The 25,819-nt window shown below is 68.4% G+C and carries 24 protein-coding genes and 3 pseudogenes; 17 read left to right on the top strand and 10 right to left on the bottom strand.

The genetic code is table 11. The annotated features are described in order from the left end of the window. Positions 1-6 precede the first annotated feature (6 nt). The 5 genes from ACF08B_RS38330 to ACF08B_RS38310 are packed head-to-tail and all read left to right on the top strand — an operon-like array spanning position 7 to position 5,120. Positions 7-327 carry a hypothetical protein gene (locus ACF08B_RS38330; protein WP_392321704.1) on the top strand — a complete coding sequence of 107 codons (321 nt, stop codon included), beginning with the start codon at positions 7-9 and terminating at the stop codon, positions 325-327. After that, the gene (locus tag ACF08B_RS38325) at positions 327-752 is read left to right on the top strand and encodes a TadE/TadG family type IV pilus assembly protein (RefSeq protein WP_392321661.1); all 426 of its coding nucleotides are present in this window, start codon (positions 327-329) and stop codon (positions 750-752) included. Before ACF08B_RS38330 ends, ACF08B_RS38325 begins: the two co-directional genes overlap by 1 nt. Continuing rightward, positions 731-1,210, top strand: coding sequence for a TadE family protein (locus ACF08B_RS38320; protein WP_392321660.1), 480 nt, complete (start codon positions 731-733; stop codon positions 1,208-1,210). The genes ACF08B_RS38325 and ACF08B_RS38320 overlap by 22 nt, the downstream gene beginning before the upstream one ends. Continuing rightward, a complete protein-coding gene (locus tag ACF08B_RS38315; protein ID WP_392321659.1) occupies positions 1,210-1,662 on the top strand; it encodes a TadE/TadG family type IV pilus assembly protein in 453 nt (150 codons plus the stop codon). The genes ACF08B_RS38320 and ACF08B_RS38315 overlap by 1 nt, the downstream gene beginning before the upstream one ends. Beyond that, positions 1,662-5,120: a hypothetical protein gene (locus ACF08B_RS38310; RefSeq protein ID WP_392321658.1), complete on the top strand. Its 3,459-nt coding sequence runs from the start codon at positions 1,662-1,664 to the stop codon at positions 5,118-5,120. The genes ACF08B_RS38315 and ACF08B_RS38310 overlap by 1 nt, the downstream gene beginning before the upstream one ends. A 27-nt stretch (positions 5,121-5,147) precedes the next feature. On the opposite strand, the gene ACF08B_RS38305 is transcribed toward ACF08B_RS38310, so the two are convergent. From ACF08B_RS38305 to ACF08B_RS38290, 4 genes and pseudogenes are all read right to left on the bottom strand, one after another. Beyond that, the gene (locus ACF08B_RS38305) at positions 5,148-5,588 is read right to left on the bottom strand and encodes a hypothetical protein (RefSeq protein ID WP_392321657.1); all 441 of its coding nucleotides are present in this window, start codon (positions 5,586-5,588) and stop codon (positions 5,148-5,150) included. Between the two features lie 1,286 nt (positions 5,589-6,874). Beyond that, positions 6,875-7,528, bottom strand: a pseudogene (locus ACF08B_RS38300) (DUF2637 domain-containing protein); the annotation flags it as partial. Between the two features lie 701 nt (positions 7,529-8,229). Continuing rightward, entirely contained in the window at positions 8,230-8,430 is a 201-nt protein-coding gene (locus ACF08B_RS38295) for a DUF397 domain-containing protein (protein WP_392321656.1), read from the bottom strand. 3 nt (positions 8,431-8,433) lie between these two features. After that, positions 8,434-9,267 carry a helix-turn-helix domain-containing protein gene (locus ACF08B_RS38290; protein ID WP_392321655.1) on the bottom strand — a complete coding sequence of 278 codons (834 nt, stop codon included), beginning with the start codon at positions 9,265-9,267 and terminating at the stop codon, positions 8,434-8,436. 489 nt (positions 9,268-9,756) lie between these two features. On the opposite strand from ACF08B_RS38290, the gene ACF08B_RS38285 reads away from it, so the two are divergent. The 4 genes from ACF08B_RS38285 to ACF08B_RS38270 all read left to right on the top strand — a co-directional run bounded on the left by ACF08B_RS38285 (position 9,757) and on the right by ACF08B_RS38270 (position 12,350). Next, positions 9,757-10,209 (top strand): hypothetical protein, encoded by a 453-nt coding sequence (locus ACF08B_RS38285; RefSeq protein WP_392321654.1) that lies wholly within the window; start codon positions 9,757-9,759, stop codon positions 10,207-10,209. Between the two features lie 137 nt (positions 10,210-10,346). Further along, a complete protein-coding gene (locus tag ACF08B_RS38280; RefSeq protein ID WP_392321653.1) occupies positions 10,347-10,535 on the top strand; it encodes a hypothetical protein in 189 nt (62 codons plus the stop codon). An 8-nt stretch (positions 10,536-10,543) separates the two neighbouring features. Then, the gene (locus ACF08B_RS38275; protein ID WP_392321652.1) at positions 10,544-11,137 is read left to right on the top strand and encodes a class I SAM-dependent methyltransferase; all 594 of its coding nucleotides are present in this window, start codon (positions 10,544-10,546) and stop codon (positions 11,135-11,137) included. Positions 11,138-11,258: 121 nt separating this feature from the next. Further along, the gene (locus ACF08B_RS38270) at positions 11,259-12,350 is read left to right on the top strand and encodes an aminotransferase class III-fold pyridoxal phosphate-dependent enzyme (protein ID WP_392321651.1); all 1,092 of its coding nucleotides are present in this window, start codon (positions 11,259-11,261) and stop codon (positions 12,348-12,350) included. A 13-nt stretch (positions 12,351-12,363) separates the two neighbouring features. Here ACF08B_RS38270 and ACF08B_RS38265 read toward each other — a convergent pair whose 3' ends face one another. Continuing rightward, the gene (locus tag ACF08B_RS38265; RefSeq protein WP_392321650.1) at positions 12,364-13,572 is read right to left on the bottom strand and encodes an RNA-guided endonuclease InsQ/TnpB family protein; all 1,209 of its coding nucleotides are present in this window, start codon (positions 13,570-13,572) and stop codon (positions 12,364-12,366) included. A 158-nt stretch (positions 13,573-13,730) separates the two neighbouring features. Between ACF08B_RS38265 and ACF08B_RS38260 the strand changes: the two genes are divergently transcribed. The 3 genes from ACF08B_RS38260 (at position 13,731) to ACF08B_RS38250 (ending at position 16,728) form a co-directional block, all read left to right on the top strand. Continuing rightward, positions 13,731-13,901, top strand: coding sequence for a hypothetical protein (locus tag ACF08B_RS38260; RefSeq protein WP_392321649.1), 171 nt, complete (start codon positions 13,731-13,733; stop codon positions 13,899-13,901). A 163-nt stretch (positions 13,902-14,064) separates the two neighbouring features. Further along, complete coding sequence (locus ACF08B_RS38255; RefSeq protein ID WP_392321648.1) at positions 14,065-15,303, top strand: hypothetical protein; 1,239 nt, start codon at positions 14,065-14,067, stop codon at positions 15,301-15,303. Between the two features lie 102 nt (positions 15,304-15,405). Continuing rightward, positions 15,406-16,728 (top strand): UDP-glucose dehydrogenase family protein, encoded by a 1,323-nt coding sequence (locus ACF08B_RS38250; RefSeq protein WP_392321647.1) that lies wholly within the window; start codon positions 15,406-15,408, stop codon positions 16,726-16,728. A gap of 543 nt (positions 16,729-17,271) precedes the next feature. Here the strand turns inward: ACF08B_RS38250 and ACF08B_RS38245 are convergent. Beyond that, positions 17,272-18,000 carry a prepilin peptidase gene (locus tag ACF08B_RS38245; protein ID WP_392321646.1) on the bottom strand — a complete coding sequence of 243 codons (729 nt, stop codon included), beginning with the start codon at positions 17,998-18,000 and terminating at the stop codon, positions 17,272-17,274. 115 nt (positions 18,001-18,115) lie between these two features. Between ACF08B_RS38245 and ACF08B_RS38240 the strand changes: the two genes are divergently transcribed. The 4 genes from ACF08B_RS38240 (at position 18,116) to ACF08B_RS38225 (ending at position 21,100) form a co-directional block, all read left to right on the top strand. Next, positions 18,116-18,897 (top strand): IS5 family transposase gene (locus ACF08B_RS38240; protein WP_392321645.1). Its coding sequence is split into 2 segments (ribosomal slippage): positions 18,116-18,461 and positions 18,461-18,897, totalling 783 coding nucleotides; the frame shifts between segments, so codons are not numbered across the junction. Between the two features lie 254 nt (positions 18,898-19,151). Continuing rightward, positions 19,152-19,451: a DUF1778 domain-containing protein gene (locus ACF08B_RS38235; protein ID WP_392321644.1), complete on the top strand. Its 300-nt coding sequence runs from the start codon at positions 19,152-19,154 to the stop codon at positions 19,449-19,451. Further along, entirely contained in the window at positions 19,448-19,834 is a 387-nt protein-coding gene (locus ACF08B_RS38230) for a fic family toxin-antitoxin system, toxin component (protein ID WP_392321643.1), read from the top strand. Before ACF08B_RS38235 ends, ACF08B_RS38230 begins: the two co-directional genes overlap by 4 nt. Before the next feature lie 828 nt (positions 19,835-20,662). Then, entirely contained in the window at positions 20,663-21,100 is a 438-nt protein-coding gene (locus ACF08B_RS38225; protein WP_392321642.1) for a DUF6283 family protein, read from the top strand. Between the two features lie 135 nt (positions 21,101-21,235). Here the strand turns inward: ACF08B_RS38225 and ACF08B_RS38220 are convergent, their stop codons facing one another. The 3 genes and pseudogenes from ACF08B_RS38220 to ACF08B_RS38210 all read right to left on the bottom strand — a co-directional run. Further along, complete coding sequence (locus tag ACF08B_RS38220) at positions 21,236-21,493, bottom strand: STAS domain-containing protein (RefSeq protein WP_392321641.1); 258 nt, start codon at positions 21,491-21,493, stop codon at positions 21,236-21,238. Positions 21,494-21,719: 226 nt separating this feature from the next. Next, a pseudogene (locus ACF08B_RS38215) lies at positions 21,720-22,487 on the bottom strand (transposase). Between the two features lie 121 nt (positions 22,488-22,608). After that, positions 22,609-22,800, bottom strand: a pseudogene (locus ACF08B_RS38210) (ATP-binding protein); the annotation flags it as partial. A gap of 393 nt (positions 22,801-23,193) precedes the next feature. Here ACF08B_RS38210 and ACF08B_RS38205 point away from each other — a divergent pair. Further along, complete coding sequence (locus tag ACF08B_RS38205) at positions 23,194-23,544, top strand: hypothetical protein (RefSeq protein ID WP_392321640.1); 351 nt, start codon at positions 23,194-23,196, stop codon at positions 23,542-23,544. Between the two features lie 223 nt (positions 23,545-23,767). Here the strand turns inward: ACF08B_RS38205 and ACF08B_RS38200 are convergent, their stop codons facing one another. Then, the gene (locus ACF08B_RS38200) at positions 23,768-25,678 is read right to left on the bottom strand and encodes an AAA family ATPase (RefSeq protein ID WP_392321639.1); all 1,911 of its coding nucleotides are present in this window, start codon (positions 25,676-25,678) and stop codon (positions 23,768-23,770) included. Positions 25,679-25,819 lie beyond the last annotated feature (141 nt).

The following is a 25,819-nucleotide window of genomic DNA, read 5'->3' as shown; positions in this document are numbered from 1 at the left end:
AAGAACATGAGGTACACCGCAGCCCGCACGCGCCGCGCTGTGACCCGGCTGACCACCCACCCCCACTCCGGCCCGGACAAGGTTTCCCACCGGCCCGCCCAGGGCAGCCGAGGCTCCCGCATCATCGGACGCGCCAACCGTGCAGCGCTCCGGCTGTCCACGCGTCTGCAAGAGGGTCTGGAGGAGGCCACCCGCCGTCCGGACCGCGGCGACATCTCCACCACCACCGTCATCATCTGGGTCGCCGCCGTCACCGGCGCCGTGCTGATCGCGGGCACCATCGCCGTCGTGATCGCCAAGTACAACGGCCAGCTCAACGGACTGTGATGTCTGCTCCCGAGCGGCTGAAGGACTGGTGGCAGGGGCGCAGATGGCGCGACGACCGCGGTGACACTGCCATCCAGATGGCGATCATCTTTCCGTTCGTGCTGCTCGCCACGGTTGCCGTGATCCAGGCCTCCATGTGGTACTACGCGCGGCAGATCGCTCTGACCGCTGCTCGTGAGGGCCTCACAGCGGCCCGCGCCTACCAGTCGAGCCCCGCCGACGGTGCGGCCCAGGCACGAGACGTGCTGGGCCGCACCGCGGGTGACAGCCTGAGCGGCTACAGCGTCTCGGCCAGCAGCAACGGGCAGCGGGTGCAGGTTCAGGTGTCCGGCACCGCCATGTCGATGATTCCGGGTGTTTCGGGCCTTCAGGTCACCCAGTCCGCGTCCGGCCCGGTGGAGAGATGGACCGTCCCGGGAGGGTGAACCACGTGCGAAACAGGGCCCGGTGGGCTCGCAGGCGCCGCAGTGACGAGGGCAGCGCGGCGATTGAGGCTGCCATTGTCCTCCCTGCGCTGATCATGTTCATCTGTCTGGCCCTCGCCGGCGGACGCGTCGTCACCTCTGGCGCGAAGATCGACGCGGCGGCCGAGGATGCGGCACGGGAGGCTTCCATTCACCGCACCGCGGGGTCCGCGCAGAGCGCCGCGCAGGCGGCGGCCGCTCAGTCCCTGAACGACCAGGGCATCAAGTGCTCGTCCACCAGCGTCAACATCAACACGGGTGGTCTCAGCGTGCCGGTGGGGCAGGTAGGGACGGTCACCGCGACCGTGACCTGCACGGTCAACCTCTCCGATCTTCTACTCCCGGGCGTGCCAGGAGCCAAGACGCTCACGTCGACCGCCACGTCGGTAGTGGATCAGTACCGGCAGCGAGGGGACTGATGATCTTCCGCCGGAGTGGCCTGCGCCGAACGCTACGGGAGGACCGGGGAGGCGTCACCGTGTTCGTCGCCGTGTGCGTCATCGCGCTGATCGGGATCATCGGCGTCGCCGTCGACGGCGGCAGCAAGATGCGGGCCACGGAACGCGCCGACTACGTCGCCGGTGAAGCCGCCCGGGCCGGTGGACAGGCCATCGACCCCGCCGAGGCCATCAACGGGACCGCGATCACCGTGAATCCGCAGGACGCACAGGCCGCAGCCCAGGCGTACTTGCGCTCCGCCGGCGCCACCGGCACGGTCAGCGTGTCCGGCGACGGCAAGACCCTCACCGTCGTCGTCACCGGCACGTACGACACGAAGTTTCTGTCGGTGGTTGGAATCGGCTCTCTGTCGGTGACCGGCCATGGCAAGGCCACCCTCCTGCACGGCGTCACCGCTCCCGAAGGAAACTGATGAGCACCACCCCCTCCCCCGCCGCAGCGGCCTGGCGCACCCTGGGCCGGCTCCTCAAAGCAGTCCTCAGTCTGGTGGTCCTGGCCGCCGCTGTCGCCGGACTGCCGCTGCTGCTGGCCTGGGCCACCCCGGTCATCTGGGCTTCCACCCACGACGACCTCACACACCTGCTGGACCGGCAGGACACGGGCGCGGCGTTCCTGCTGCTTCTCGTCACGGTGGGGTGGATTGGGTGGGCCCAGTTCGCTTTCTGCGCCGTGCGCGAGCTGATCGCACAGGTGCGAGGCCGGACCTGGCACGCCCCGCGAGGGATGGGCGCCTCCCAGCGCGCCGCGGCTCTCCTGATCGGCAGCATCCTGGTGCTGCTGCCGACGAGTTCGGCTCTGGCTTCCGACGCTCAGGCCGCCCCAGTCACCACGGCGGCCTCCGTCCCGGGCCAGCCCCAGGCCCGTCAGGCCGCCGAGACCGAGCAGGCCTCCAGGTCCTCGGCGAGCACCGCGGCGTCCAGCACGTCGTACACGGTGCGCGAGATGCGGCCGGCGGAGAGCCTGTGGGGCATCGCTGAACGGGAGTTGGGCGACGGTGAGCGGTGGCGGGAGATCGCTGCCTTGAACGATGGCCACACCATGGTCGACGGCACGACCTTCCGTGCGAACAGCTTTCTGCAGCCCGGCTGGCAGCTGGAGATGCCCGACACGGCAACCGGAGTGGGAGGCGTCCGCACACAGTTGGGTGAGGCCACGCCGGCTGCCGTCGAGAAGAGCGAGCACGTCGTCACGGTCCACTCGGGCGACTACCTGTCGAAGATCGCGGAGAAAGAACTCGGGGACGGCGACAAATGGCCCGAGCTTTTCAAGGCCAGCCGGGGCCAGGAACAGCCGCACGGCCTGCCCGAGATCACCAACCCGAACGTCATCTACGCGGGGCAGCAGGTCACCGTGCCCGGCGCCCAGCCCGACCAGCCGTCCCAGGACCGTGAACAGGGTGATGAGGCGGGCAGCCAGGAGACCACTCCCCCGGCCAGCCAGAAGCCGGGCGGTGAGCAGAAGCCGGGCAAGGGCACGGGGACCGACCAGACGCCCGTACCCCAGCCGTCGGCCCCCAGCGCACCGGCCAGCCGCCCGGCCGAGCAGCCAGGACAGAATCAGGCATCGCCCTCGGCAACGGCCTCCGCGACCCCGCAGCCCAGCGGCAGCGCCTCGCCCTCTGCCGCCTCCCCGTCGGCGTCAGCTGAAGCGTCCGGCTCCGCTGCTCCCTCCTCACCCGCCGCCACGGCGTCCGAGACCCCGGCGGCGGCTCCGGCCAGCAGCCCGTTGAACCTACGCACCGTTCTCGGTGCCGGCGCTCTGCTGGCGGCCGCCATCACCGGGGCTCTTGCCCTGCGTCGTACGCTGCAGCGCCGCCGCCGCAAGCCCGGCGAGAAGATCGCCATCGCGTCGGAGACGTCCACGGCCGAGGCCCAGTTGGCGGCGGCCGCCGAGTCGGGCGGCGCTGCCCGCCTGGACGTGGCACTGCGGACGCTGGCCCACCAGGCTGCTCAGGACGACGCGATCCTGCCGCCACTGCGGGCTGCACGGATCGGTGCCCGCGCGGTGGAGGTGTTGCCCGAGGATCTCACCCAGGCCCCCGCGGCTCCCTTCGTCTCCGGGCAGGGCGGATGGTGGGCCCTGCCCTCCGATGCCGTCCTTTTGGACGAAGAGCACGCCCGCGAGGTGCCGGCACCCTATCCGGGGCTGGTCACGATCGGCAGCACCGAGGCGGCCGACCTCCTGCTACTCAACCTCGCGCAGCTGCCCGCGCTGCTGCTGGACGGCAACCCGGTCCACATCACCGAGACGTGTACCTCCCTGGCCCTGGAACTCGGCATGAGCCCGTGGGCAAGCGAAGTCGAGGTCGTCACCGTGGGGTTCGGCGAGGACCTGCCGCAGCTGCTGCCCACCGCCCGGATCGCCCACATGCGCCAAGCCGCTCACGCCCTGCGTGATCTGAGCGAACGGCTGCTAGAAGCGCACCAGATGCCTGATACCGAGCATCAGCCGTACCTGCTGCTGTGCGCTTCATCTCTGGACGCTGACACGGCCTGGCAGTTCACCGATGTCATCGACAAGTCGGGCACGGTCCCCGTCACCCTGATCGCCCCCGCGAGTACTGCGGCCGCGCACTTCCCCGAGGCGGAGATCCTCAACGCTTCCCTCAGTGATCCGCAGAACCTCGCCTACGCCGGCGTCGACATCACGTTGCAGCGCCTAGAGCACGCCGCCTACCTGCAGATCACCACGGCACTGAAGGTGTCCGGGCAGCCGTCCCATCCAGCCGAGGGTCCCTGGCAGGACGTCCCGGACGAGCTCGACCAGATGCAGCAGCCCGAGCAGACCGCTCCGGAGGAACCCATCGCGTCCGCGGGCACCCCTGCCCCGAACGTCTCGCTGGCGGCTCCATCGGGTGCGGGAAGCGAGGTGTTCCCCGCCCTGCTGGCCGCTAGCGCCGACCCGTCCGGACTTCGACTCCTGCCCACCGCCACGACCGCAACTCCGGCTGGCGACGACCCCGCCCCAAGCGCTGAAGCAGTGCCCCCGCCCCCGGCTCCAGTCCCCCCAGCCGCCGCGGAGACCACCGCCGGTGGCGAGGACGCGGAGGCTGACGACCACGAGGCCTCGATCGAGGACCGGAAGTTGCCGGAGGCGGAGGAGGGCGAGGCGCACGACCTGCACGCGCCGGAGCTCAGGGTGCTAGGCCCGGTCGAGGTGACCGGCGTGGACAGCACCGGCCACGGCCCGCGGATGGCACAGCTCGCCGCATTGTTGTTCTTCCGGCCCGGCCGGAGTGCAGACGTGCTGTGCGCCGACATGGATCCCGTCCGCCCCTGGTCGTCGAGCACCCTCAACGCCCGCTTGCAGGGACTGCGCCGCTCGCTGGGCAACGACCCCGCCGGCAACCCCTACGTGCCGCGCCGCAGTTCCGGTGAGGACCCGTACCGACTCGCGCCCGGGGTGCGCTGTGACTGGAGCCGCTTCCTACAGCTCGTCGAACGCGCTCTTCCGTTGGGTCCCTCCGGCCTGACCGATCTGGAGAAGGCGCTCACTGTGGTGCGCGGCCGGCCTTTCGGGGGCAAGGCCCTGCCCTGGGCTGAGCCCTACCAGCAGGAAATGGTCACGCGGATCATCGACGTGGCGCACACCGTGGCCACCTACCGGACGCCTGCGGGCCCGCACCACGACCTCAGCGCGGCCCGCCAGGCCGTCGCGACCGGTCTCGACGTCGACGACACGGCGGAGCTGTTGTACCGGGACTGGCTCAGGATCGAGTATGCGGCAGGGAACCGGCAGGGGCTGCACATGGCCATCTCCCGCGTCCAGCAGGTCAACCGGGCGCTCGACTGCTCCCTGGAGATGGAGACTACACATCTCATCAACGAGCTCCTCAACGGCTCGGGCACGGCCGTACGCAAGGCCCTCTAGCCGCTGGTTCCGCAGATGCTCAGCGCGTCACTGCCCGTTGGAGGCGACGTCGCGGGCGGCGTACGCCAGGAGTTCCTTGATGGCTGCCTCGTTGGAGGCCGGAGGGCGTTCACGCCACTCGGACAACGTGTCACCAACGGTCTGCGCAACGCCCTTGGCGTGCTGCGCAAGGTCGTTGTCGAGTGCCGCCACGTCCCCGCTCGCGGCTCGGCCCGTGATGACGATGGGACCGGCCAGCGGGTACAGAGGCATGCCGCGCCAGGCACTCGCCAGGGTCCATGCGGCCAGGTTCTGGGGAAGTCCGAGCTTCAGCCCGTTGCCGTGAACGTGCAGAACGGCCTGCCGGTGGTAGATGCCTTGGTCGACGGCGTCGGATACGAGGTGTTCCTGGATCGCGATGTGCGCATCGGCCGCGGGCAAGTGGAGGTCCGTGACCGTGGCGTCCGGGTCGATGCGCAGTGCGTACATGGGTCCTCCTCGTCCCTTCACGGGACCTGGTGTTTCTTCTGATTGCACAGCCTGCTGGGTACGGCGGGAAAACGGGGGCACCGAGCCGGTGAGCGGCGATGGACCTACTGCTGCGCCTCGGCGTGGTGGCGTATGAGTGCCTGCCAGCGGCGTTCGAAGTCGGCGGCGTTCTCAGCGATATAGTCCGCGATGATGGGCTTGTTGTACTGCGCAGTGATCCCGTGGGTTGCGCAGTCCAGCGCCACGGCGTCGAAGGAGGGCTTGTCACTCCGCACCCGATGCTCAGCCCAGAGGCTGTAGACGCGGAACGGCAGCAGGTAGCGCCGCAAGGTGGAGGGGCTCACCGGCTTCCCGCCACGGCCGTAGAGGCCCTTGCCGGCTAGGAACTCGGACAGCTGCTCGGCCTGCTCCGGTTCGGCACCGGTCTCGCCCTGGTACTCCATCCACGCCAGGTAGTAGCGGTCGACGGTGGTGAGGGCGACAGGCTCCCCCGCGACGGCATCTTCGTCCGGAGACTGGTCATCGATGGCGGCGCTCACGCGCGGGGGGCGTTGCTCCTTGGCGGCCTGGGCGCCCGCGCCGGCGGGCGCAGCCTCAGGTTCCTCTTCAGACGGGAGGACCTCTTCGGCGAGCTGCTCCTCAGACTCGGCGGCTGCGGCTCCGGCGGGCGGTCCGCTGCTGCCGATCTCGAGCTCCTCAAAGCTCGTAACGAAGGCTGCCAGGTCCTCGCCAGTTACGGGCCTGCCGCCGTCTCCGCTTATGGCGTCCCGCTCGTACACGTACGCAGCAAGAGCGACGGCATCCGGATACGTGCCGAATTCCTGCGCGTAGTTGCGCCAGGCGCTGTGGAAGTAGTCGTACCACTGGTCGGCTGGCTCCGCTCGGTCGCTGCCGGCAGGCTCTTGGCTAGCGAGCGCATAGCGATTCTGCAGGACCCGGAGCAGTGGCTGCACCTGGTCCTCTGAGAGCGGATCGCCGGATCCCGTGGAGATGCCGTAGGTGTCGCAAAGCCAGATAGCCCACTGCGTCGGGGTCGGCTCGACCTGGAATTGGGCGAGGAACGCCTGGTAGGCCTCGGCGAACCGATCGGCCGCTTCCTCGGTCGGTTCCTGCCGCTCGTCCGGCCGCCCGGGCACAGCGGTTGAGACGGGGTCCGGGACCGGCTTCAGCTCTGCGCTCTCCAGCTCGGCCGCACCCTGTCCCTCCGGTTCCGCGGTCTCGAGGGTGGCGTCTTCCTCCTGGTCCGCTGCGGTGACCCGCTCGACGGTGAACTGGATCGGTGGCTCCTCGATGCCGGCGGCGGCGAGACCGGCGAGCGCGGTCTCGGCGAGCGGGACGCCGTACCGGGCCAGCCGCAGGGGCATCAACGCCTCTATGGGGGCCTTGCGCCGCCAGGCCCGGCCAAAGCGGGAGCGGAGACTGGACTGGTAGACCAGGCGCTCCTGCTCCAGCTTGATGACCTGTTCGTAGCAGCGCAGCTCCCACAGCTTCATGCGGCGCCAGAGCAGGAACGTGGGCACGGGCGAGAGGAGCCAGCGGGTGATGCGGACGCCCTCCATGTGCTTGTCGGCCGTGATGTCCGCGATCCGGCCGATTGCGTGCCGCGCGGCCTCGATGGCAACCACGAACAGGACCGGGATAACCGCGTGCATGCCCACGCCCAGCGGGTCCGGCCAGGCCGCCGCGCCGTTGAAGGCGATCGTCGCCGCCGTCAGCAGCCAGGCCGTCTGGCGTAGCAGCGGGAACGGGATGCGGATCCAGGTCAGGAGCAGGTCCAGGGCCAGCAGGACACAGATGCCCGCGTCGATGCCGATCGGGAACACGTAGGAGAAGTTCCCGAAGCCCTTCCTGAGGGCCAACTCACGGACGGCCGCATACGAACCCGCGAAGCCGATCCCGGCGATGATGACCGCACCGCTGACGACCACGCCGATGAGCATCCGGTGTGCCCGAGTCAGCAGGATCCGGTTCCCTGTGCCCTGTCGACGTATCTCGCCGCTTCCCGTGCTCACGTCCCACTCCCCCCGTCTCGCCTCACAACTGAGCTGTTCTCACACTCCCACGGTGTGGGTAGGGTTGTGACACTTCGGGATCGGCTCCGGGCGGATCGTCCGCGAAAAGTGACGCGGCAGCCGCGAGGTGCCATTGCTGGCCGCCGGCCACACCACCGCCCTGCAGGCGGCGAAGGCCCTCGCTGACCGTCTCGCGGCCAAACATCACTGGCCTACGTCATCTACGGGGCGCGGATGCCCGTACGGGCGTGGGCGGAGGCCGCGACGCTCGCCAAGTCGGCGTAGCCTACAACGCAGGCATCCTCAACCGGGCGCAGGAGGTCGGCGTGCGGTACATGGAGGTGTTCGACAGCGCCGACTGCGGCTGGTCCAGCCATAAGGACACTGACAAGCTGAACGGCACGCTGCGCACCGTCGAGGAGGCGGCGACATGACCGATCTCCAACCCGCGCTGCAGGCGTGCGTTCGGTGCGCGGCCGGACGTCCGAGAGCCAGTTTGACGTCCTCGGCTGACCGGGTGTGTCGGACGTGGCGAACGATGTTGTACGACGTGTTGCCTGCGGGGTAGGAGACCGGCGAGGTCCCGCGCGATGTGTGCGCGCGGGACCTCGGTCATACGGCGGAGTAGCTCAGGCGACGGAGGCGATGAACGCCTTCCAGGCCTCCGGCCGGATGGCAAGGGCTGGTCCGTTGGTCTGCTTGGAGTCACATACGCCGACAGCACTGGTCAGGGCGGCAACCTTCACACAGTTGCCGCCGTTGTTGCTGTAGGACGACGTGAGCCAGTCGCCTTCGGGGGCGAGGTCCAGGGCGCGCTTGTTGAGGGCCATGTCTTAGATCTCTCGTGATAGTTGGTGCAGGAACTTCGGCGTCTCCCCGACAGGAATAGCGCCATCCCGCAGGGCGTCGAACCTGCGGGCATACCTCCAGACCTCAGTGTCCTTGTCCGTGAGGTTGGAAGCGCCGTCAGCCATGTCCATCTGGACGACCGTGGGTACCGGATCTTCGAACTCCATCAACGTGAAGTTGAAGTGAGCCCGGTAGGCGGAGGTGTTCAGGGGCAGCACCTGGAGGGTTACGTTGTCCAGGCCGGCCAGGTCGATCAGGCGCTCGATCTGCTTCACCATGATCTCGCGGCTGCCAATGATCCGGCGCAGGGCGGCTTCGTCGAGGATGGCGCGGATCTGGACGGGGCTGTCCCGGCGGAGGATTTCCTGGCGTTCCATCCGCAGAGCGACACCGCGTTCCACGAACTCGGTCGTCTGTTCCTCTACGAGCTTGCCGATCTCGAACAGCTTGCGAGCGTAATCCTCGGTCTGGAACAGCCCGAAGACCACGCCCGGCTCCCATGCCCTTATGGACTTGGCGCCATCCTCAAGGCCGATGTACATGGCCAAGCCTGATGGCATCGTGCGGGCGTATGTGGACCACCAGCCACGGTTCAGACTGTCCCGGTGGATCTCGACCAGGAAGTCGACGTCTTCCTGGTCGGTGATGCCGTAGCGAGTCAGCAGGGTGACGAGGTCAGCAGCCCGCCTGAACGCGGACGTGCCTCTCTCCACCCGGTACAGCTGTGAGTCGGAGATGTCGGTTCCCTTGACCGCCTCCTTCAGAGACTTGAAGCCGGCCTTAACGCGCAGGCGCTCCAGCTCCTTTCCAAGCTGCACGCGCCTGACTGTCGGTCCTGTAGGAGCCGCCACGTGCCCTCCTGCGTCCAGTCCAACCGATTCTGCCCCGAGCCCCTGGCGCTCAGTCGAGAGTCCCCCGAACTCGGCGCAGAGTTCGACGGCTTGACGTGAGAGTCCGACGGGCCGGGGTGCGAGCCCCGAGTGTGTCAGCTCCAGTCCCCATTGCAAAGAGGAGAGCATCGGCGCTCGCATATGCCATGTCGAGTGAAAACTTCACTTCGTCTTGCAGTCCAACTGTCGCATGGGCCAGCCTTGTTGAGTCACCGAAACGGCCCTATCCGCTGCGTTCCGTTACCGAGGCCCGGGTATGCCCGCCTGCTCCGACGCGGCTGCCCGGCGAGCACCAACCCGCCGGGGCAGGCCGCCGTCGCACTGCACCATTCCCCTGGACGGCGGCCCGCCTGCTCTCCCCCAATCAGACCGGACGGAGACACCTCCATGTCGCCGAGCACGGCAAAGACGTCCCGGATGGACCGGGACAACGAAGTAGATGAATGGATGCGCGGCCGTTCCATGCGGCCGGCCGCGCATCGTGGGCTCTACTTGAAGCGGCGACGCGAGCAGGGCAACGCTGTCGCCATAGAGACGCCCGTGAGCCGGAAGCGGCGCGTCATCGCCTACGCGCTCACCGAGGCTGGCGGGCAGGTTGATCACACCATGATCTCAGTACGGCACCTCATCACGCGGCACGGCTACGACGTAGTCCACGAGCTGACCGATGTGCACGCCCCGTACAAGCCGTCGGCCCGGCCCGGCTGGCTGGAGGCCCGACGCCTCGTCTCCACCGGATTCGCCGACGGCATCGCAGTCCTGAACCGCGAAGCTGTCAGCGTCCGCGACGACGAGTACGAGGAAGAACTCAGCTGGCTCGGCGACCGTCCGGCGCTGCTGTTGCTCGTCATCCACGAGGCCGCGCCTTGAAGGAAGTTAGGCCGCTGTCTCGAGGAGCGTCAGATCGGCTGGCGGCAGATCCTCGCGCAGGTCTTGTACGTCATCACCGTGACCGCCGCCGTCATCTCCGCACTGCTCTACCCAGACCACCACTGAGAGGAAAGCCGATGGCAGAGCTGCCCGCCCGGCAAACCGGCGCCGCGCTGCGCGTCATCCACAACACCGCACCCGCATCGTCCGCCGACGTGAACCTGTTGGGTGTCCCGGCCGGTGAGGTGGCCAGCACGGACCGCTTTCGTCTCGGCCGCCTGCGCCCGGTGCGCGACGGCATGAACGACCCGGAGCCAGCGGCATGAGCCCAAAGGTGCAGGTCGAGCACAGTCGGCGGAGCCCTGCGTACTGGAACCACCTGTACGAGGCCGGGTATCGGGTCAAGGAGCCCGAGGCGTTCGAGCGGCAGATGTTCCGCAAGTACGTCATGGCGAAGGCGGGGCAGCTGGCGGTCGATGTCGGCACCGGCCGCGGTCACATGGCTGCGCACATGGCCAGGTGGGGCTTGATGGTCCTGGCCTACGACTTCAGCAGCGTGGCCATCGCGGACGCGCGGACCAGCCAACAGAGCGGCGGCGATGAGCTGACCTTCGCCGAGCACGACTTCACCACCGACGCCATTCCGCCTGAACTGGTTCCTGGCACGGTCGACGTCATCTCCTGCCGTCACAGCTTCGAGTTCCTGGATCGGGCCAGGTTCCTCACGGATGCACGGCGCTGGCTCACCTCTGCGGGCGTGCTGCAAATCACCACGCACCGGGCGAGGCGGATGTCGCCGGGCGCCGCGCACCAGGGCCTGCGTGACGAGGAGATCGAAGGGCTGCGCCGGGGATGGCGGTACATGACGACGTACGGCCTGGACGGGGACGACAGCCTCATCGGGATCGTGCTGCGCGGTCCGCGTTAAACCCCGCCGTCCCGTTGCCGACTGCAGCACGGTCGGCACCACCACACTGCATGTGCGCAAGAAAGGACCACCCGTGGACTACTTATCCCGGCGCGGGCGACTGCTGACGTCGTCCAGGCCCATGCCGGACTGGAAGGTCGTGGGATCGAGCGGCTCCTGGCTGCACCTGGCCGACGGCCACCGGATCTTCGACGGATCGAGCGGTCTGCTCTGTGCGAACGTGGGGCAGGGCAGCCCCAAGGTCTTCGGTCGCCTCGCGGAGCAGTTCTCCAGGTACACCTATGGCGGTGCCGCCGTAGCCCAGCCCCACATCCAGATGGAGCTGATGGAGCGCCTGTGCCACGCCGTGGGCCGACATGAGGACTCCGTTGCGCTGACGACGTGCGGAACGCTCGGCGTAGAGGTCGCGGTGGGCCTGGCCCGGAACATCACCAGGGTCCGTGACAAAAAGCGCCGCGGGGACATCCTGACGTCCACCTTGAGCTATCACGGGATGAGCGCGCTCACCCTCGGCCTCGCCGGAAACCACGCCCGCCAGCCACGTCCGGAAGACGCGCTCGGACTCGCCCCGGCCTTCGCGCCGCCCTACACGCCCACGCACCCGCACTCCACGGGTGCCTGCGACGCCTCGTGCGCCGACGACGAGATCGCGCAGGCGATCGACAGCATCGGTGCGGAGAACGTCTCCACCGTTCTGATCGAGCCCGTCAACGGAAGCACCGGCGGCGCCTACGTGCCGCCCGCCGGGTACCTGCGGCGCGTGGCGGAGATCTGCCGGGAACGCGGCGTCCTGGTCATCCACGACGAGGTGCTGACCGGGTTGTGGCGCACCGGAACCCCACTGGCCAGTGACCACTGGGAGGGAGCCGAGCCGGACCTGTGCATCCTGTCCAAGGGCCTGGGAGCCGGGTACACCGGGGTCGGCGCGGTGCTGGTATCGCCCGAGATCGCACCGCTGATCCGGCACAAGGACGCGGACCCGCTGCCGGCAATGGGCACTATGGCCACCCACCCCCTCCAAGCCGCGATGTGTCTCGGCGTTTTGGACGAGCTGGAAACCATAGGTGCCAGCACTCTCCATTCCCGTGGAGAACGCCTGGGGAGGCGCCTGCGGACCCTCACCGACCAACCAGCCGTGCGAGCCATCCGGGGCCTGGACTTTCTGTACGGGGTGGAACTGGCGCCTGGCCTGGCCTGCTCTGGCCCCTGTTGACTTCCTCTCCCGCCTAAAGGCGGGGGATTCCAGCGGTCGCCCGCTGGGGTTCCTGCTTCACCGACGACCGCCCCGTCCGGGAGGACTCCCGTTGAGGTCTCACACCGTCTCCACAGGCAGACGCCGCCAGCCCGGCGGCCAGGATGTTGCGTGCCGCGTTCACGTCGCGGTCATGCACGGCGCCACAGGCGCACGTCCACTCGCGGACATTCAGCGGCAGCTTCCCGCGAACCGTGCCGCAGACCCCGCACAGCTTCGAGCTGGGGAAGAAGCGGTCGATCACGACGAGTTCGCGCCCGTACCAGGCGCACTTGTACTCCAGCATGGAGCGAAGTTCCGTCCACGACGCATCGGAGATGGCTCGCGCGAGCGAGTGGTTCTTCAGCAGGTTGCGGACGGTGAGGTCCTCGATCACGACCGTTTGGTTCTCACGGACGAGCCGAGTGGACAGCTTGTGCAGGAAGTCGCGGCGCCGGTCGGCGATTCGCGCATGGATGCGAGCGACCTTGACCCGGGCCTTCTCACGGTTGGCCGAGCCCTTCGCCTTCCGCGACAGCTCGCGCTGTGAGCGGGCCAGGCGGGCGCGGTCGCGGCGTTCGTGCTTCGGGTTGGTGATCTTCTCCCCGGTGGACAGCGTCACCAGGGAAGTGATCCCGGCGTCGATGCCCACGGCCGCCGTGGTGGCGGGGGCCGGGGTGATGGTGTCCTCGCACAGCAGGGACACGAACCAACGCCCGGCCGCGTCGCGGGACACTGTCACGGTCGTCGGCTCCACACCCTCAGGCAGCGGACGCGACCAGCGGATGTCCAGCGGCTCCGCCATCTTGGCCAGTGTGAGTCGCCCGCTGCGCCACTTGAAGGCGCTGCGGGTGTACTCGGCCGACGCCCGGGACTTCTTCCGGCTCTTGTAGCGCGGGTACTTCGCTCGCTTGGCAAAGAAGTTGGCGAACGAGGTCTGAAGGTGGCGCAGCGCCTGTTGGAGCGGGACGGAGGACACCTCCGCCAGGAAGGCCAGTTCCTCGGTCTTCTTCCACTCCGTCAGCGCAGCGGAGGACTGCACGTAGGAGAGGCGGCGCTGCTCGCCGTACCACGCGCGAGTGCGCTCCTCCAACGCCTTGTTGTACACGAGACGGACGCAGCCGAACGTGCGGGACAGCTCAGCTGCCTGCTCGTCCGTGGGGTAAAAGCGGTACTTGAACGCGCGCTTGACCTGCTGCGTCACGCCTCACACAGTATCAGTTTGCGTGTGAACGGCGGGTGTCGGCCGGTGGCCCGAGACGCCGAATCGCCCTGGCGGCGATTCGCCTTTCCCTGCCCCGCTACGCGGGAGCTTCGTTTCCTCCCCGGCCTGAAGGCCGGGGTATCCACGAAGGAGACCCGATGACGGAGGCCGAGAGCCGCGGCGTGTTCTTCTACCCGTTCACCGGAGCCAGCGAGCCGAGGAGCGAAGGTCTCGTCATCGCCCCGCCGCTGACCTCGACGGACACGGACATCGACTTCATGGTCACGGCGCTCGTCGACGCGGTGACCACGCTGGCCGAGAGCCACTAGGCGGCCACCCCCGAGGCCGTCACCGCCGGTCAGGCGCTGGCCTGCCGCCGCCCACCCGCCGGCGGCCGCCAGGCGGACTTCTCACTGGGGCCGCGCGCACAACGCGCGCGGCTACGACATCGGGCCTGTTGCGGGCCACTCAAGGAGTCGAGGAGGACCCCTCGTGTACCTGCCCTACCCCGTCATAGAACAGCTGTCCGAGTCGCAGGTGGCGACCTGGAAGCGGCACTTCGCCGGTGACGGCCACGAGCGCCCGCGCAGCGTGGAGGAAGGCATCTGGAGGCGCACCCAGGAGCCAGCGAACGCCGAGCAGTCCGGATGGACCGAGGACGCCTCCGGCCGTCGCCGGGTCGTGCACTACCGGTACGACTACGCGCTGGACTACACCTTCCCGGTGCCGCGGCTAGTGCTCTCCGAGCTGTACCTGTTCGTGTCGCACACCGCCCCGGCCGAAAAGATCAGCGCCTACGCCCAGGACATCCGCATGTGGCTCAGTGAGGGCCGGTGGAAGCCCCAGCAGCCCGGGACCTGGCAGCGCGGAGACCTGTCGGTGACCGTCACCGAGTTCGACGTCCACCCGCAGGACGAGCGCGCCGACCGGGACACGCCCAAAGGGTTCCGGTCGCTAGATGTGCGGTTCACCTCCGAGGGCTACAGCAGCCCGGTGCGCACCCTGCGCAACCTGCCCTGGGACGTGCTGGCCGGCGGCATCCGCATCAAGGAGAAGCGGGGCAACCCGACCAGCGCCTGCGACCTCACCGGCATCCTTAATTTCCTGCCGTTCCAGGTGGAGGTGGGCTGCGGCACGTCGATCGAGGCGGGCATCCCGCCGCTGCACTACCTGCACGAGGTGTACCGGGTGACTGCCCGGAAGGACAACACGCTCACGCAGGCGCATGCGTTCACTCTCTCGCCCCAGGCCGACACGCTGGTCCAGGAGCTGCTGCTGGACGCGCCGGCGAAGGCGGAGGACCTGACGCAGATGTTCGCCCAGTGCTTCACCGCCGAACCCACCCCGGCGCACGCGGCGCTCAGGGCGTTGCACGACGCCGGGCACATGGTCGGCCCCGTTATAACCCACAACTTCGATGTGCTCTCCGCGCGGGCGGGTCTGCCCGAGGTGTTCGTCCGCCGCTACGACCAGAAGATCCCGCCCGTGCCGCTTCTCGAAGAGGCCCGGTCGCTCCTGGTGATCGGTCTCCATGCCGACCGGCGTGCGGTACAGGCGCGAGCCCGCGCCAAGGGGATGCGGATCTTCTACGTGGACCCGGAGGGGCTGACGGAGAACGGCGTCTTCAAGGAGTACCCGATCGAGGGGGCCCGCGAGGGGGACACAGTGGTTCGGGCGGCCGCGATCCCGGCCCTCGCCCGCCTGTGCGAACTTCTCGACGTCAAGGCGTGACAGGACCCGCGCAACGTTCAACTCGCCCTACCTCAGGGCGATAGCGTCGTGGGGCCGTACGCGTGGTGCGGCCCCCCGGCATCAACCGAGAAGGACAGCAAGATGCGAGTTTCCGTGATCGGCTGTGGTCACCTCGGCATCCCGCACGCGGCGGCGATGGCCGAGCTCGGCCACGAGGTCATCGGCGTGGACGTCGACCAGGCCAAAGTCGACCGGCTCAACGCCGGCGAGTGCCCCATCTACGAGGCGGGGCTTCCCGAGCTGATCGCCCGGCACACCGCGAACGGGAGGTTGCGGTTCACCACCGACATCCGCACGGCCGCGGCCTTCGCCGAGCTGCACTTCATCGGCGTCGGCACACCCATCGACGCTGACGGCCGCTCGTACGACACCGGCCAGGTCTTCGGCGCCATCCGTCAGCTCGCCCCTCACCTCGACCGGCCGTGCACGATCGTCGGGAAGAGCACGGTGACCGTCGGCACCACCAGCCAGGTCGCCGCCCTCGCCCAGCGCCTTGCGCCGGCGGGGCAAGCCGTCGACGTCGTGTGGAACCCGGAGTTTCTGCGCGAGGGGCACGCGGTCGAGGACACTCTGCGCCCGGACCGCATCATCGCCGGTCTCACCACCGCCGAGGGTGAGAAGGCCATCCGCGCCGTCTACGCCCCGATCCTGGATGCCGGTGTTCCGATCTTCGTCACCGACCCGCCGACCGCCGAGCTGGCCAAGGGGGCGGCGAACACCTTCCTCGGCCTGAAGATCAGCTACATCAACGCCGTGGCCGACATGTGCAAGGCCGCTGGTGGCGACGTCTCCCAGATCGTGGACATCCTCGGCATCGACCCCCGCATCGGCAGCGGCGGCATGCGGCCCGGCATCGGTTACGGCGGTGGCTGCCTGCCCAAGGACGTGCGCGCCTTCACCGCGAGCGCCCGGCAGCTCGGCGCCGAGCAGGCCGCCACCCTTCTGCTCGCCGCCGAGAAGATCAACGAGAGCCGTACCAGCGTCGCCCTGGAACTCATCTCCCACGCCCTGGGCGGCCGGCCCGTCAGGGATGCCCGGATCACCCTGTGGGGCGCGGCATTCAAGCCCGGCACCAACGACGTTCGGGATTCCCCCGCCCTTGCGCTGGCGCAGGCGCTGCAGCGGGCCGGCGCGCACGTCACCGTGCACGACCCACAGGCCGTGCAGACCGCCATGCAGCGCAATCCCGAACTCGACTACACCGACGACCTGGCGCAGTCGGTCGGTGGCGCCCACGCCGTGGTGCTGGGAACCGAGTGGCCCGAATACCGGCTGGCCGACCCCGAAGCTCTTCGGGACAGCGTGACCAACCCGCTGATGGTCGACTGCCGCACCACCCTCGACGCCGCTCGCTGGCGCTCCGCCGGCTGGACCGTGCACCAGATCGGGCGGTCCGAGAAGTAGTCCCGACCGGGAGTACAGCACTGATCGTTTGGCCCCCCGGAGCCGCTTTACCTCGTCCTGGCCCCGCTTGATGTGGTCGGGGATCGGGTCCGCGGGGACGACGGCGACGTTCTCGTAGGCGGTGTGGATGATGTCCACGTAGCTGCGGCGGACGTTGTGTACTCGGAGTCGGACAACCAGTTGATGAGGGTCTTGGTCGTGACGTCGAGACCGGCGTCTGCGAGGGCTTGCTGTCCGCAGTGGGTCGCGGTGAGCTGGCTGAGCTGGGCGTGCCAGTGATTGACGCGGTACGACGACAGCCGGTGGCGGGGGGTGACCTGGGAGCGCAGGAGGAGACGCATCGTGACGATGACGTTCCACCCCAAGCCGTGCCAGTGGCCCGGCGAGCGATACTGCATCGGCGACCCCGGCGACGCCACTGGCAAGACCGTCGGACTGTGGAGTACGCAGTACCGATCCCAGGCTAGCCAGCACGAAGCCGACCCGGTGCGTCATCAGCACAGCCGCCGGCCCAGCAGTCCTCTCCGACCGGCGGCGGGGGGTTCAAGGGGCGCAGGAGCCCAGGAGCACACCGGCGAACGCCCCGGCGAGAAGGAAGGGACCGAACGGGATCCTGGTCTCCCTGCCTGCCCGGCCTGCGAGCATGAGGGCAATGCCGTACAGCGCGCCGAGCAGGTACCCGGCGAACGTCCCGACCAGGACGATAGCCCAGCCGTACCAGCCCAGAACCGCGCCCAGGAAGAGGGCGAGTTTCACATCGCCGAACCCGAAGCCCCTGCTGACGAGGAAGAGCACGAAGTAGCAGGCCCCCAGAATCAGGGAGCCGAGCAGCGCGGACGTCCAGCTGCCGCCGGCACCGGACAGCAACGCGGCAACACCGAGCAGCACGAGCGCCGCCGCGGCAAGTGGCAGGGTGAGCACATCGGGCAACCGATGCGACGCGAAGTCGACGACAGCGAGCAATACGCAGGCCGGGGCGAGCAGCAGCCAGACCACCAGCTCGGGGCGGGCCCCGGTCGCGGCCGCCAGTACGGCGCACGCCATGACTGAGACGGCGGTGACGAGGGGAGCGCTGGGACCGTAGGAGTCGCCGCCGGTGCACCGGGCCCGCCCCAGCCAACCGCTGGCGATCCCGGCGAGGGGGTGTCCGGCAGGACACGTTGCCCGCCACGGCTCCTCGGACGGCACGGAGAGCCGGTACGCGGCGCGCGGTATGAGTAAGCCCGCGCCCGCACCCCACAGGCCAGCCATGATGATCCAGAACGTCTCCACCGAAGGGAGCCTAAGCTCTGCTTCGTGTGCGCTGGGTCTGCCAAGCCTCGCTTAGAGGCCCTAACAGAAGTTATTGATCATGTGACTTTCGGCTTGGGTGGTCGTTGGTTTTGTCGTGGCGAAGAGGGAGTCGCGGCCGTGGATCGTATCGGACGAACTGTGGTCGCTCATCGAGCCGTTGCTGCCTGATCCGGGTCCGAAACTGGTCGAGGGCAGACCACGGATCCCGGACCGGCAAGCCTTGTGCGGGATCCTGTTCGTGCTGCACACCGGCATCCAGTGGGAGTACCTGCCGCAGGAGCTGGGCTTCGGCTCAGGCATGACCTGCTGGCGACGCCTGGCCGCCTGGAACGAGGCCGGCGTCTGGGACGAACTGCACCTCGTGCTGCTGAGGAAGCTGCGGGCCGCAAAGAAGCTGGACTGGTCCCGGGCGGTGATCGACTCCTCCCACGTCCGGGCCGCTCGAAGGGGCCCAAAAGCGGTCCCAGCCCGGTCGACCGCGCACGGCCGGGCAGCAAGCACCACGTTCTCACCGACGCCCAGGGCATCCCGCTCGCAGTGTCGCTGACCGGCGGAAACCGCAACGACGTCACTCAACTCCTGCCCCTGATCGACAAGATCCCGGCGGTGGCCGGCGCCGTCGGCCGCCCCAGACACCGGCCCGACGCCCTGCTTGCCGACCGCGGCTACGACCACGACAAGTACCGGCGTCTTCTGTGGCAGCGCGGCATCCGCCCAGTCATCGCCGAACGAGGCGTGGAGCACGGCTCTGGCCTGGGCATCTTCCGTTGGGTGGTCGAGCGCACCATCGCCTGGTTGCACGGCTTTCGCCGCCTGCGAGTCCGTTGGGAGCGACGCGACGACATCCACGAAGCCTTCCTCGGTCTCGCGACCTGACTGATCACCCACCGCCACGTCCGACGCCTTTGTTAGGAGCTCTTAAGCCGGTGGGGCAAAAGGTGGAGGCGGTGAGCCGGGGTGTGCTGCCCGGCCCTGTTGTGATGCCGGCCGACCACGGTCCGGCTCGGCCGGTTTCTTCGGGGCTGGCGACGGTCCCGCCGTCGAGGTGCCGGACGCGAGCATCTGATGCCATCCCGGTTCCTGCCCTTGGGTCTATGGCGCCCTGTGGTATAGGCGGTACCATCGGTACCATGTCTCAGCCCAAAGCGATGAACCTCCGCTTCCCGGATCCGGCTCAACGGGCCGCGATCGAGGCCGCCGCGCGGCAGGAAGGGGTCAGCCTGCAGGAGTACATCCTGTCGGCGGCCTACGCCCGGGCCACCGCCGTGGAGGAGCGCTTCCTCGACGCGTTCCGGGCATCGATGGCCCACAGTGGCGACGCGTTCACAGAGGAGGCCGGCACCGCCAAGTCCGTTGACGAGCAACGCCTGGCGGAGCTGCAGGCGCGGCGTGACCTTGAGGAGCAGCAGGAGCGGGGACACGCCGCGTGAGCCAGAACGACCCGCCCACCCCTATTGAAGTGGCCTTCCTTCTGCACGCGGCCGAGTTGTTGCCCGGTGATCCTCAGGTGGACGACTTCGGCCCGCTCTATGCGGCGGTCGCCCGGGTCAATGCCCGGGCGATGGAACGTGACATCTACGGCTCGGTGTATCTCAAGGCAGCCGCGCTGCTCCAGACCCTGGCGAGACTGCCCTGTCTGGAGCACTCCAACGAGGCCTTCGCCTGGCACTCGGCAGAGGCGTACCTGGCCCTGAACGGGTGCCTTCTCGAGTATCCGCCGAAGGAGGCGGTTGCCTTGGTGCGGGACGCCGCGTCGGGCTCGCGGGGGGTTGGCCTGATTGGACGTCAACTGCGTACGTGGAGCGGCGCCTGACTCACAGGGCTCTGACAGGGACGCTCTGGACTCGTCTGGGCGGCATGACGGCACTGCCGGGCCACCTGCACGGCGACCATCCGCCGCTGGCAGGCGACCAGCAGAACACCGGTCACGATCGCGGTACAGTCCAGGCACACAGCAGGAGAGACTGATGGCTGAACCGACAACGTCCGGAAGTCCGCAGCAGCCCATGGAGGAGCTCGCACGGTGGCTTGACCTCTACCGTCAGTTGAGCGTGGGTGATGACACGACGAGATCACCGCAGCTTCGCCGATCTCGTCGCCGCCCATGGTTGCTATTTCCATCCGGCGCCCTGGCCCGAGCCTCAGCCGCAGAGGCCAGGGCAGTGTTTCGCAGCAGCGAGCCACTGGTCCGACAGGAACGGCTGGACCTATGTCGAAGGCGTCGTCGCCGTCCCCTCCGCTGCGCCGTTCACCGTTTTCGATCATGCGTGGTGCGTGACGGACACCGGTCAGGTCGCTGACCCCGCGCTGCCGGACGGACTGGCCACCGGATACTACGGCGTCCCATTGAGCAGTGACTTCCGCCGCGAACAGCAGCGCCTGCGCGGCACGAAGGCAGTTTTCACCTCAGATGGCCGGACTCAACGAGCAGATTCTTCGCACAGGTCTGCCTTCGCACGCTCTCGCCCGGCCAGCAGCCGGACACTGACAGCAAGGGCGACAAGGCAGGCTCTCCGGCCTGCCCGCCTCAGCGTGCCCTCCCCGGCCAGATGCTTTGCCGGCAGCCCGGCCTGGCAGCTCCGATTCTGTCCAATCCCGGGAGAGCTGCCCAGCCCAGGCGGAGGCTGCCCATACTGACTGCATGGCTTCATCATTCCGGCCCCCAGCACCCCGCCCGTGCGAGAGCTGCCCCTACCGGTGCGATGTGCCTTCGGGGATCTGGGCGCAGGCGGAGTACGACAAGCTGCGGGCCTACGACGCCGACACCGCCGCCCAGCCTCCAGGCGTGTTCCTGTGCCACCAGGCCGACGACGGCAGTACTGCCAGCCGAGTCTGCGCCGGATGGGCCGGCTGCCACGACACCAACGAACTCCTCGCCCTGCGGCTCGCAGTGATCACCGGCCGCATGGACTCCGCCACCCACGCGGCAGTGACCGACTACCACTCCCCCGTCCCCCTGTTCCCGACCGGCAGTGATGCTGCCGCACACGGCGAGGCAGGCATCCCCGCACCAAGCCACCAAGCCCGCCGCATGATCAGCAAAATCAGCCGGACCCGCACAGACATCGTCAGCGAATAACACCGCTGGCCCTGCCGAGGGCCCGGGACGGATACCCCGCGGCACACCACAACCCCGACCGCTGTCGCTTTATGCGGGCACCCCGTGGCGTCGCCGTCCTACTGATCTTTTCGTAAGTTCGGTGGCCTGAGCCCCTCAGGCTTGACGAAGGACATAGAGGCCCCCCCGCACCGCGCGCTCCCGGGCCTGCAGCAGGGCGGTCAGGCCGGACGCGTCGCAGAACGACACCCCGGACACGTCCACCACCAGCCGGGCCGGCCGCTCGGCCAGGCATGCGGTGACGACCCCGCCGAGTTCCGGGCCCGTGAAGGCGTCCAGCTCACCGAAGACGCCCAGTAGCACCGCGTCGCCTTCGTGGAACACCAGGGAGGTGATCCCTCCCTCGCCGCTCATCCCCCGCCCCCTGCAACTCCTCCGCTATCACGAGGCCGTTCGCCGACCTGAGGTCCGTTGCCTGCTCTCTCGTGCCGAGGAGGGCCGAGGCGCGGCCGCAGCTCGCCGGCATGACAGTGCCGTGTGGTGATGGTGCAGTTGTGCCTGATCATGCCGCTCACCTGCCCCGGCAATCCGCTCACTTCCCCGGCTTCCACGCTAGAGGTTGTCCCGTATGGGGTGTGAGTTATCGGGTGAGGGCCAGGTTGTGTAGTCGGGCGATGCCGAGGATGGCTTGGTGAACTCCGTGGCCCTTGAGCCGGCAGTCCCGCAAGATCTTCCAGTTCTTCAGCCGCGACAGGGCGTGTTCCACGCGTGCTCGCGCCTGGCGGTGGATGGCGTTCTCCGCTTCCTGCTGCGGGCTGAGATGCGTCTGACCTCGTCATTTGCGGTGCGGGATGAGCAGGCCGGTGCCCTGGTAGCCGCCGTCGGCGATGGTCGGTGCGCCGCGGCAGACCCGGTCGACGCCGGACTCCGTGAACGCCCGGCAGTCGTTGCGGCTGCCGGGCAACGGCAAGCCGATCGCCACCACCAGGCGGCTGTTGGCGTCGATCACGACCTGCAAGTTCGTCGAGTACCGATAGTTCTTGCTCGAGGCAGCCACGCTGCGATCACGGGTCGGCACCAGGGTGCCGTCGACGATGTAGACCGTGTCCTTGCGCGGCCGACGGGCCGGCGAGATGGCCAGCAAGGGCGCCAGGTGGTCCAGGATGCGGTCAGCCGCAGACTTCGAGATCCCGAACAGCGGCGCCACCTGCCGCAACGTCAGATTCGTGCGCCAGTACGTCGCCACCAGCAACACTCGGTCCTCCAACGGCAGCCGCCATGGCCGGCCGCGCTGCACGTCGCCACCGCGACGCCGTACCAACGCCACCAGCCTGGTGAACTGCACCTCGGACAGCCCGGAGAACGGCTCGATCCACTTCGGATCACCTGCTGAGATCACCCCACCCATGCCCAATCAACGGTCCAACCGCCGCACTGGTTACGGGACAACCTTTAGCCGACGGCTACGACAAGCTGCGCGCCCAAAGGGCCGGTGACAGCGCCGTGAGCCCCGCGCGCGAAATGGCCGCCTACCAGCTGCCGGGGCTGGCGCCGGGCGGGCTGGCGTGCAGGGCGAGGCGGGCGGTCAGGCGTTTGCCGACCGGTTCACGCATGGCTTCGAAGCCCTCGCAGACGGCCATGACGATCTCCAGGCCGTGCTGCCCCACCCGGCCCGCATCGGCGGCCCGCGCCACCGGCAGGACCGGGTCGGAGTCCCACACCGGCGATCCGCAGATCCAGACGCGGCCTCCACCCCGGCAAATACGCGCATCCCAGTCACCTCATGCAGAAGGTAACGACTGATCCGCTGCTACGTGCACGCGCGACTGCGGCTTGGGGCGGTTGCCGGCCGTGCCCCGAGCTTGCCTGCGAACCCTGCAACCGGAAACCTGGTGATATCGGCTGGAATGGTCCGCGCGGGTGCGGTATACGGCTGGAGCACGGAGGCGATCGTGATGGGGAACCGATGCCTGGGGCCTGGGTGCGGCGAGCGGCTGCCGCAGGCCGGAGCGCGCGGCGGACGGCCGAGGCTGTACTGCTCAGAACGCTGTCGAGGCCGCTACCGCCGGCTTCGTGACCGCGTCGAGCGCGGCTGGGTCCACACCGAGGAACGGATGGAGACCGCGGGCGAGGCCGGGCAACGGCTGCGCTCAGCCGCGGACACGGTGGCACGCGAAGCCCGACGCCTGGCCGCTGTCCTCGATGACGAGGCGGCCAAACCGAGGTGGACACAGCCGGCCCAGAACCGGTCCCGGCCAGAGCTAGGCCTCCCCGCCGCCCTCTACACACACGCCGCCCTCGCGCTGCTCCAGGCCGCGCACCAGGCGATGGCGGCCGCCGTGGCCACCGACCGGACAGCAGGCAACGGCTGGGCCGCGATCGCAGCCGCCCTCGGCACCAGCGAAGACACCGCAGCACGCCGCTACCGGCCCGGCACAAAAGGCGCCAGGAACACCCGGCGCTAGATTGCCTGCCGATGCCCCGCCTGGTGCAAGGAGCCATGAACAGTGGCGCCCAGCGAATGCCCGGCATGCAGCTGCTCCTCCACCACGAACCCGCCCGCCTGCGCCACCGTGGCGGCCTCGAGGGCAGGCTGCGGCTGCGGCGCCGGGAACCGCCGAGTATCGGGCGCCCGCTGCTCCGTCGCGGCGAGCGCCTGCCGACGACTGCGCCGCCTTCTTGGAGGGTTCAGGCGAGAGTGCTGTTGATGGCGGTGAAGAGCTGTTCGAAGCGGCTCAGGGTCGTCTCGGAGAGTCCGGGGAGGAGGGTGTCCCGCTTGCGGAGGAGGGCGTCGGCGGGGCGGCCGTGTTCGGTGAACGGAGTTCCGGTGCACCGAGTGATGCGGGCGATGATGCGGTCGGTGCCGTTGAGGTCGCTGGCCTTGAGTTTGGTACCGAAAGCTGCGTTGTAAGCCTTGAGGTAGTCGCCGGGGGAGAACAGGTCCTCGATGTCGCTGTCTTTGACGCCGTCGCTGAACGCGTCCGTGAGCAGGAGGCGCTTTGGGGAGAGCAGGCCCTTGTTGGTGAGTGTTTTGAGCTTGGCGACTCCGGCCGGGGTGCTGTCGATGAGGACGGTGGCCTGGAGGCTGGTGCCGAGGAGGGCGATGAAGGCGGGGATGTTCGTGGCGCCGCCGGCGGGCAGGATGCGCCAGCGGTCATCGAGGTGAGTGCGGCCTGCTTCCTTGAGGAAGTCGCTGATCAGGGTGAGGTAGGTGTAGTCGCTGGTTCCTTCGACGAGGAGGTTGTCCGGGCCCACGAAGAGGTTCTGGGCGATGTGGTAGCCGAGGGCGGCTTGCAGTGGGAAGAGCGAGTCGTCGGTGACGGAGAGGACTTCGTCGGTGACCACAGCGCCGGTGTCGGGCCCTCGGTCCTCGACGATCCTGACGCGGTCGAGCCGGGCCGTTTCGACCATGAAGGGTGAGTGGGTGGTGTAGATGACCTGGGCGACGGGAGCCAGGCGCTCGTTGATGAAGCGCAGGAAGTCGGCCTGGGCGCGTCCGTGGAAGCTCAGTCCTGGTTCGTCCAGCAGGACGACGACGCCGTGGGGGTAGTTCTCGAACGCGGAGAACGCTGCGAGGAAGCTGAAGAACCACTGGAAACCAGTGGAGCGGGCGGAGAAGTTCTTGGTGAAGCCGTGTCGACGGTCCTTGACGCGGATGTCGAGGTGGCTGGCGACGGCCTGCTGTCCGTTCGGCTGCTCAACGGTGGTCTTGTCCAGGTCGATCTCCACCGACAGGTCCGGGTTCTGCTTCCAGTACTCGAAGACCTGCTGAGTGATGTCGTTGCTTACTGCTTCGAGCTCGGCTTTGCGCTCTTCGAAGTCCTCGGCCGACAGCGCTCCGGCGGTCATGCTGGCCAATTTTAGCAAGGCTCGGGCGGTCTGCAGCGGGGAAGCCCCGGGCTCTTCTTCCTGTCCGTTGAGGTGCCTCAGCGCGATCCGGCCGGGAAGGTTCTGGTAGTTGCTGAAGTAGAAGAACTTCGGCTCGCGTTCGCGAAGAATGTGTACGGCCCGCTGCCAGGCGCTCTCGCTGCCGTGCAGTCGCTGGCGCGCCGCCCTGGTGAAGAGGTCGATGTCTTCGGCGGTGTAGTCGGAGTCTTCCGCGGCTTCGAGGCCAGCGGCCTGTTCCACGGCTGCAGCTATGCTCCGGGTTCCAAGGACACTGCGCAGCGCCGGCGGTACTTCCTCGTCGCCGTAGAGGTTCTCCAGGGCGGCGCTCTCATCGATCTGCAAGGAGACCGTGTGCTGCCCCTCGTAGGGGATGGTCCGTGAGTACGAACGTTCCTTGAGTACATCGGGTCCAAGTGCGTCGGCGACAGCGTTCAGATCTTCGTCGTCCAGCGCGAACGTGCAGGTGATCGGCTTGGCCTCGTTGATGTGTCCTGAGCGCCTGTCCTTGACTTTCCGCCACCGCGGATAATCCTGTCCCAGGGTGAAGGAGTGCTCCGGGTACACGGGGTGGAAGCGGTAGATCGCCGACAGCAGCGCTGTCTTCCCGCTCTCGTTCTTGCCGACCAGTGCCGTGACATCCGGCGCGATATCAACATCGCCGCTGTCAACGATGTTACGAAAGAGGCGGCTTCGCACCTGAGTGAGCTGCATCAGACCAGTCTGCCCTGAGCCACTGACAATCCTGGCTGGATTTCTCCTAGAGGTTGTCCCGTATGGGGTGTGGGTTATCCACTGAGGGCCATGTTGTGGAGTCGGGCGATGCCGAGCATGGCCTGGTGAACGCCGTTGCCC

The organism is Streptomyces sp. NPDC015139 (assembly GCF_043079785.1).
Classification (GTDB): Bacteria; Actinomycetota; Actinomycetes; order Streptomycetales; family Streptomycetaceae; genus Streptomyces; species Streptomyces albidocamelliae.
Note: the sequence above shows the minus strand (reverse complement) of the source record. Positions and strands in the feature narration are given on the sequence as shown.

Excerpts from the sequence above, each read along its gene's own strand:
- ACF08B_RS38330 (WP_392321704.1), top strand. The coding sequence starts at position 7 with ATGAGGTACACCGCAGCCCGCACGCGCCGCGCTGTGACCCGGCTGACC.
- ACF08B_RS38325 (WP_392321661.1), top strand. The coding sequence starts at position 327 with ATGTCTGCTCCCGAGCGGCTGAAGGACTGGTGGCAGGGGCGCAGATGG.
- ACF08B_RS38320 (WP_392321660.1), top strand. The coding sequence starts at position 731 with ATGGACCGTCCCGGGAGGGTGAACCACGTGCGAAACAGGGCCCGGTGG.
- ACF08B_RS38315 (WP_392321659.1), top strand. The coding sequence starts at position 1,210 with ATGATCTTCCGCCGGAGTGGCCTGCGCCGAACGCTACGGGAGGACCGG.
- ACF08B_RS38310 (WP_392321658.1), top strand. The coding sequence starts at position 1,662 with ATGAGCACCACCCCCTCCCCCGCCGCAGCGGCCTGGCGCACCCTGGGC.
- ACF08B_RS38305 (WP_392321657.1), bottom strand. The coding sequence starts at position 5,588 with ATGTACGCACTGCGCATCGACCCGGACGCCACGGTCACGGACCTCCAC.
- ACF08B_RS38295 (WP_392321656.1), bottom strand. The coding sequence starts at position 8,430 with ATGGCCCTCAACAAGCGCGCCCTGGACCTCGCCCCCGAAGGCGACTGG.
- ACF08B_RS38285 (WP_392321654.1), top strand. The coding sequence starts at position 9,757 with ATGGACCGGGACAACGAAGTAGATGAATGGATGCGCGGCCGTTCCATG.
- ACF08B_RS38280 (WP_392321653.1), top strand. The coding sequence starts at position 10,347 with ATGGCAGAGCTGCCCGCCCGGCAAACCGGCGCCGCGCTGCGCGTCATC.
- ACF08B_RS38270 (WP_392321651.1), top strand. The coding sequence starts at position 11,259 with ATGCCGGACTGGAAGGTCGTGGGATCGAGCGGCTCCTGGCTGCACCTG.
- ACF08B_RS38260 (WP_392321649.1), top strand. The coding sequence starts at position 13,731 with ATGACGGAGGCCGAGAGCCGCGGCGTGTTCTTCTACCCGTTCACCGGA.
- ACF08B_RS38250 (WP_392321647.1), top strand. The coding sequence starts at position 15,406 with ATGCGAGTTTCCGTGATCGGCTGTGGTCACCTCGGCATCCCGCACGCG.
- ACF08B_RS38235 (WP_392321644.1), top strand. The coding sequence starts at position 19,152 with ATGTCTCAGCCCAAAGCGATGAACCTCCGCTTCCCGGATCCGGCTCAA.
- ACF08B_RS38225 (WP_392321642.1), top strand. The coding sequence starts at position 20,663 with ATGGCTTCATCATTCCGGCCCCCAGCACCCCGCCCGTGCGAGAGCTGC.
- ACF08B_RS38220 (WP_392321641.1), bottom strand. The coding sequence starts at position 21,493 with ATGAGCGGCGAGGGAGGGATCACCTCCCTGGTGTTCCACGAAGGCGAC.
- ACF08B_RS38205 (WP_392321640.1), top strand. The coding sequence starts at position 23,194 with ATGGAGACCGCGGGCGAGGCCGGGCAACGGCTGCGCTCAGCCGCGGAC.
- ACF08B_RS38200 (WP_392321639.1), bottom strand. The coding sequence starts at position 25,678 with ATGCAGCTCACTCAGGTGCGAAGCCGCCTCTTTCGTAACATCGTTGAC.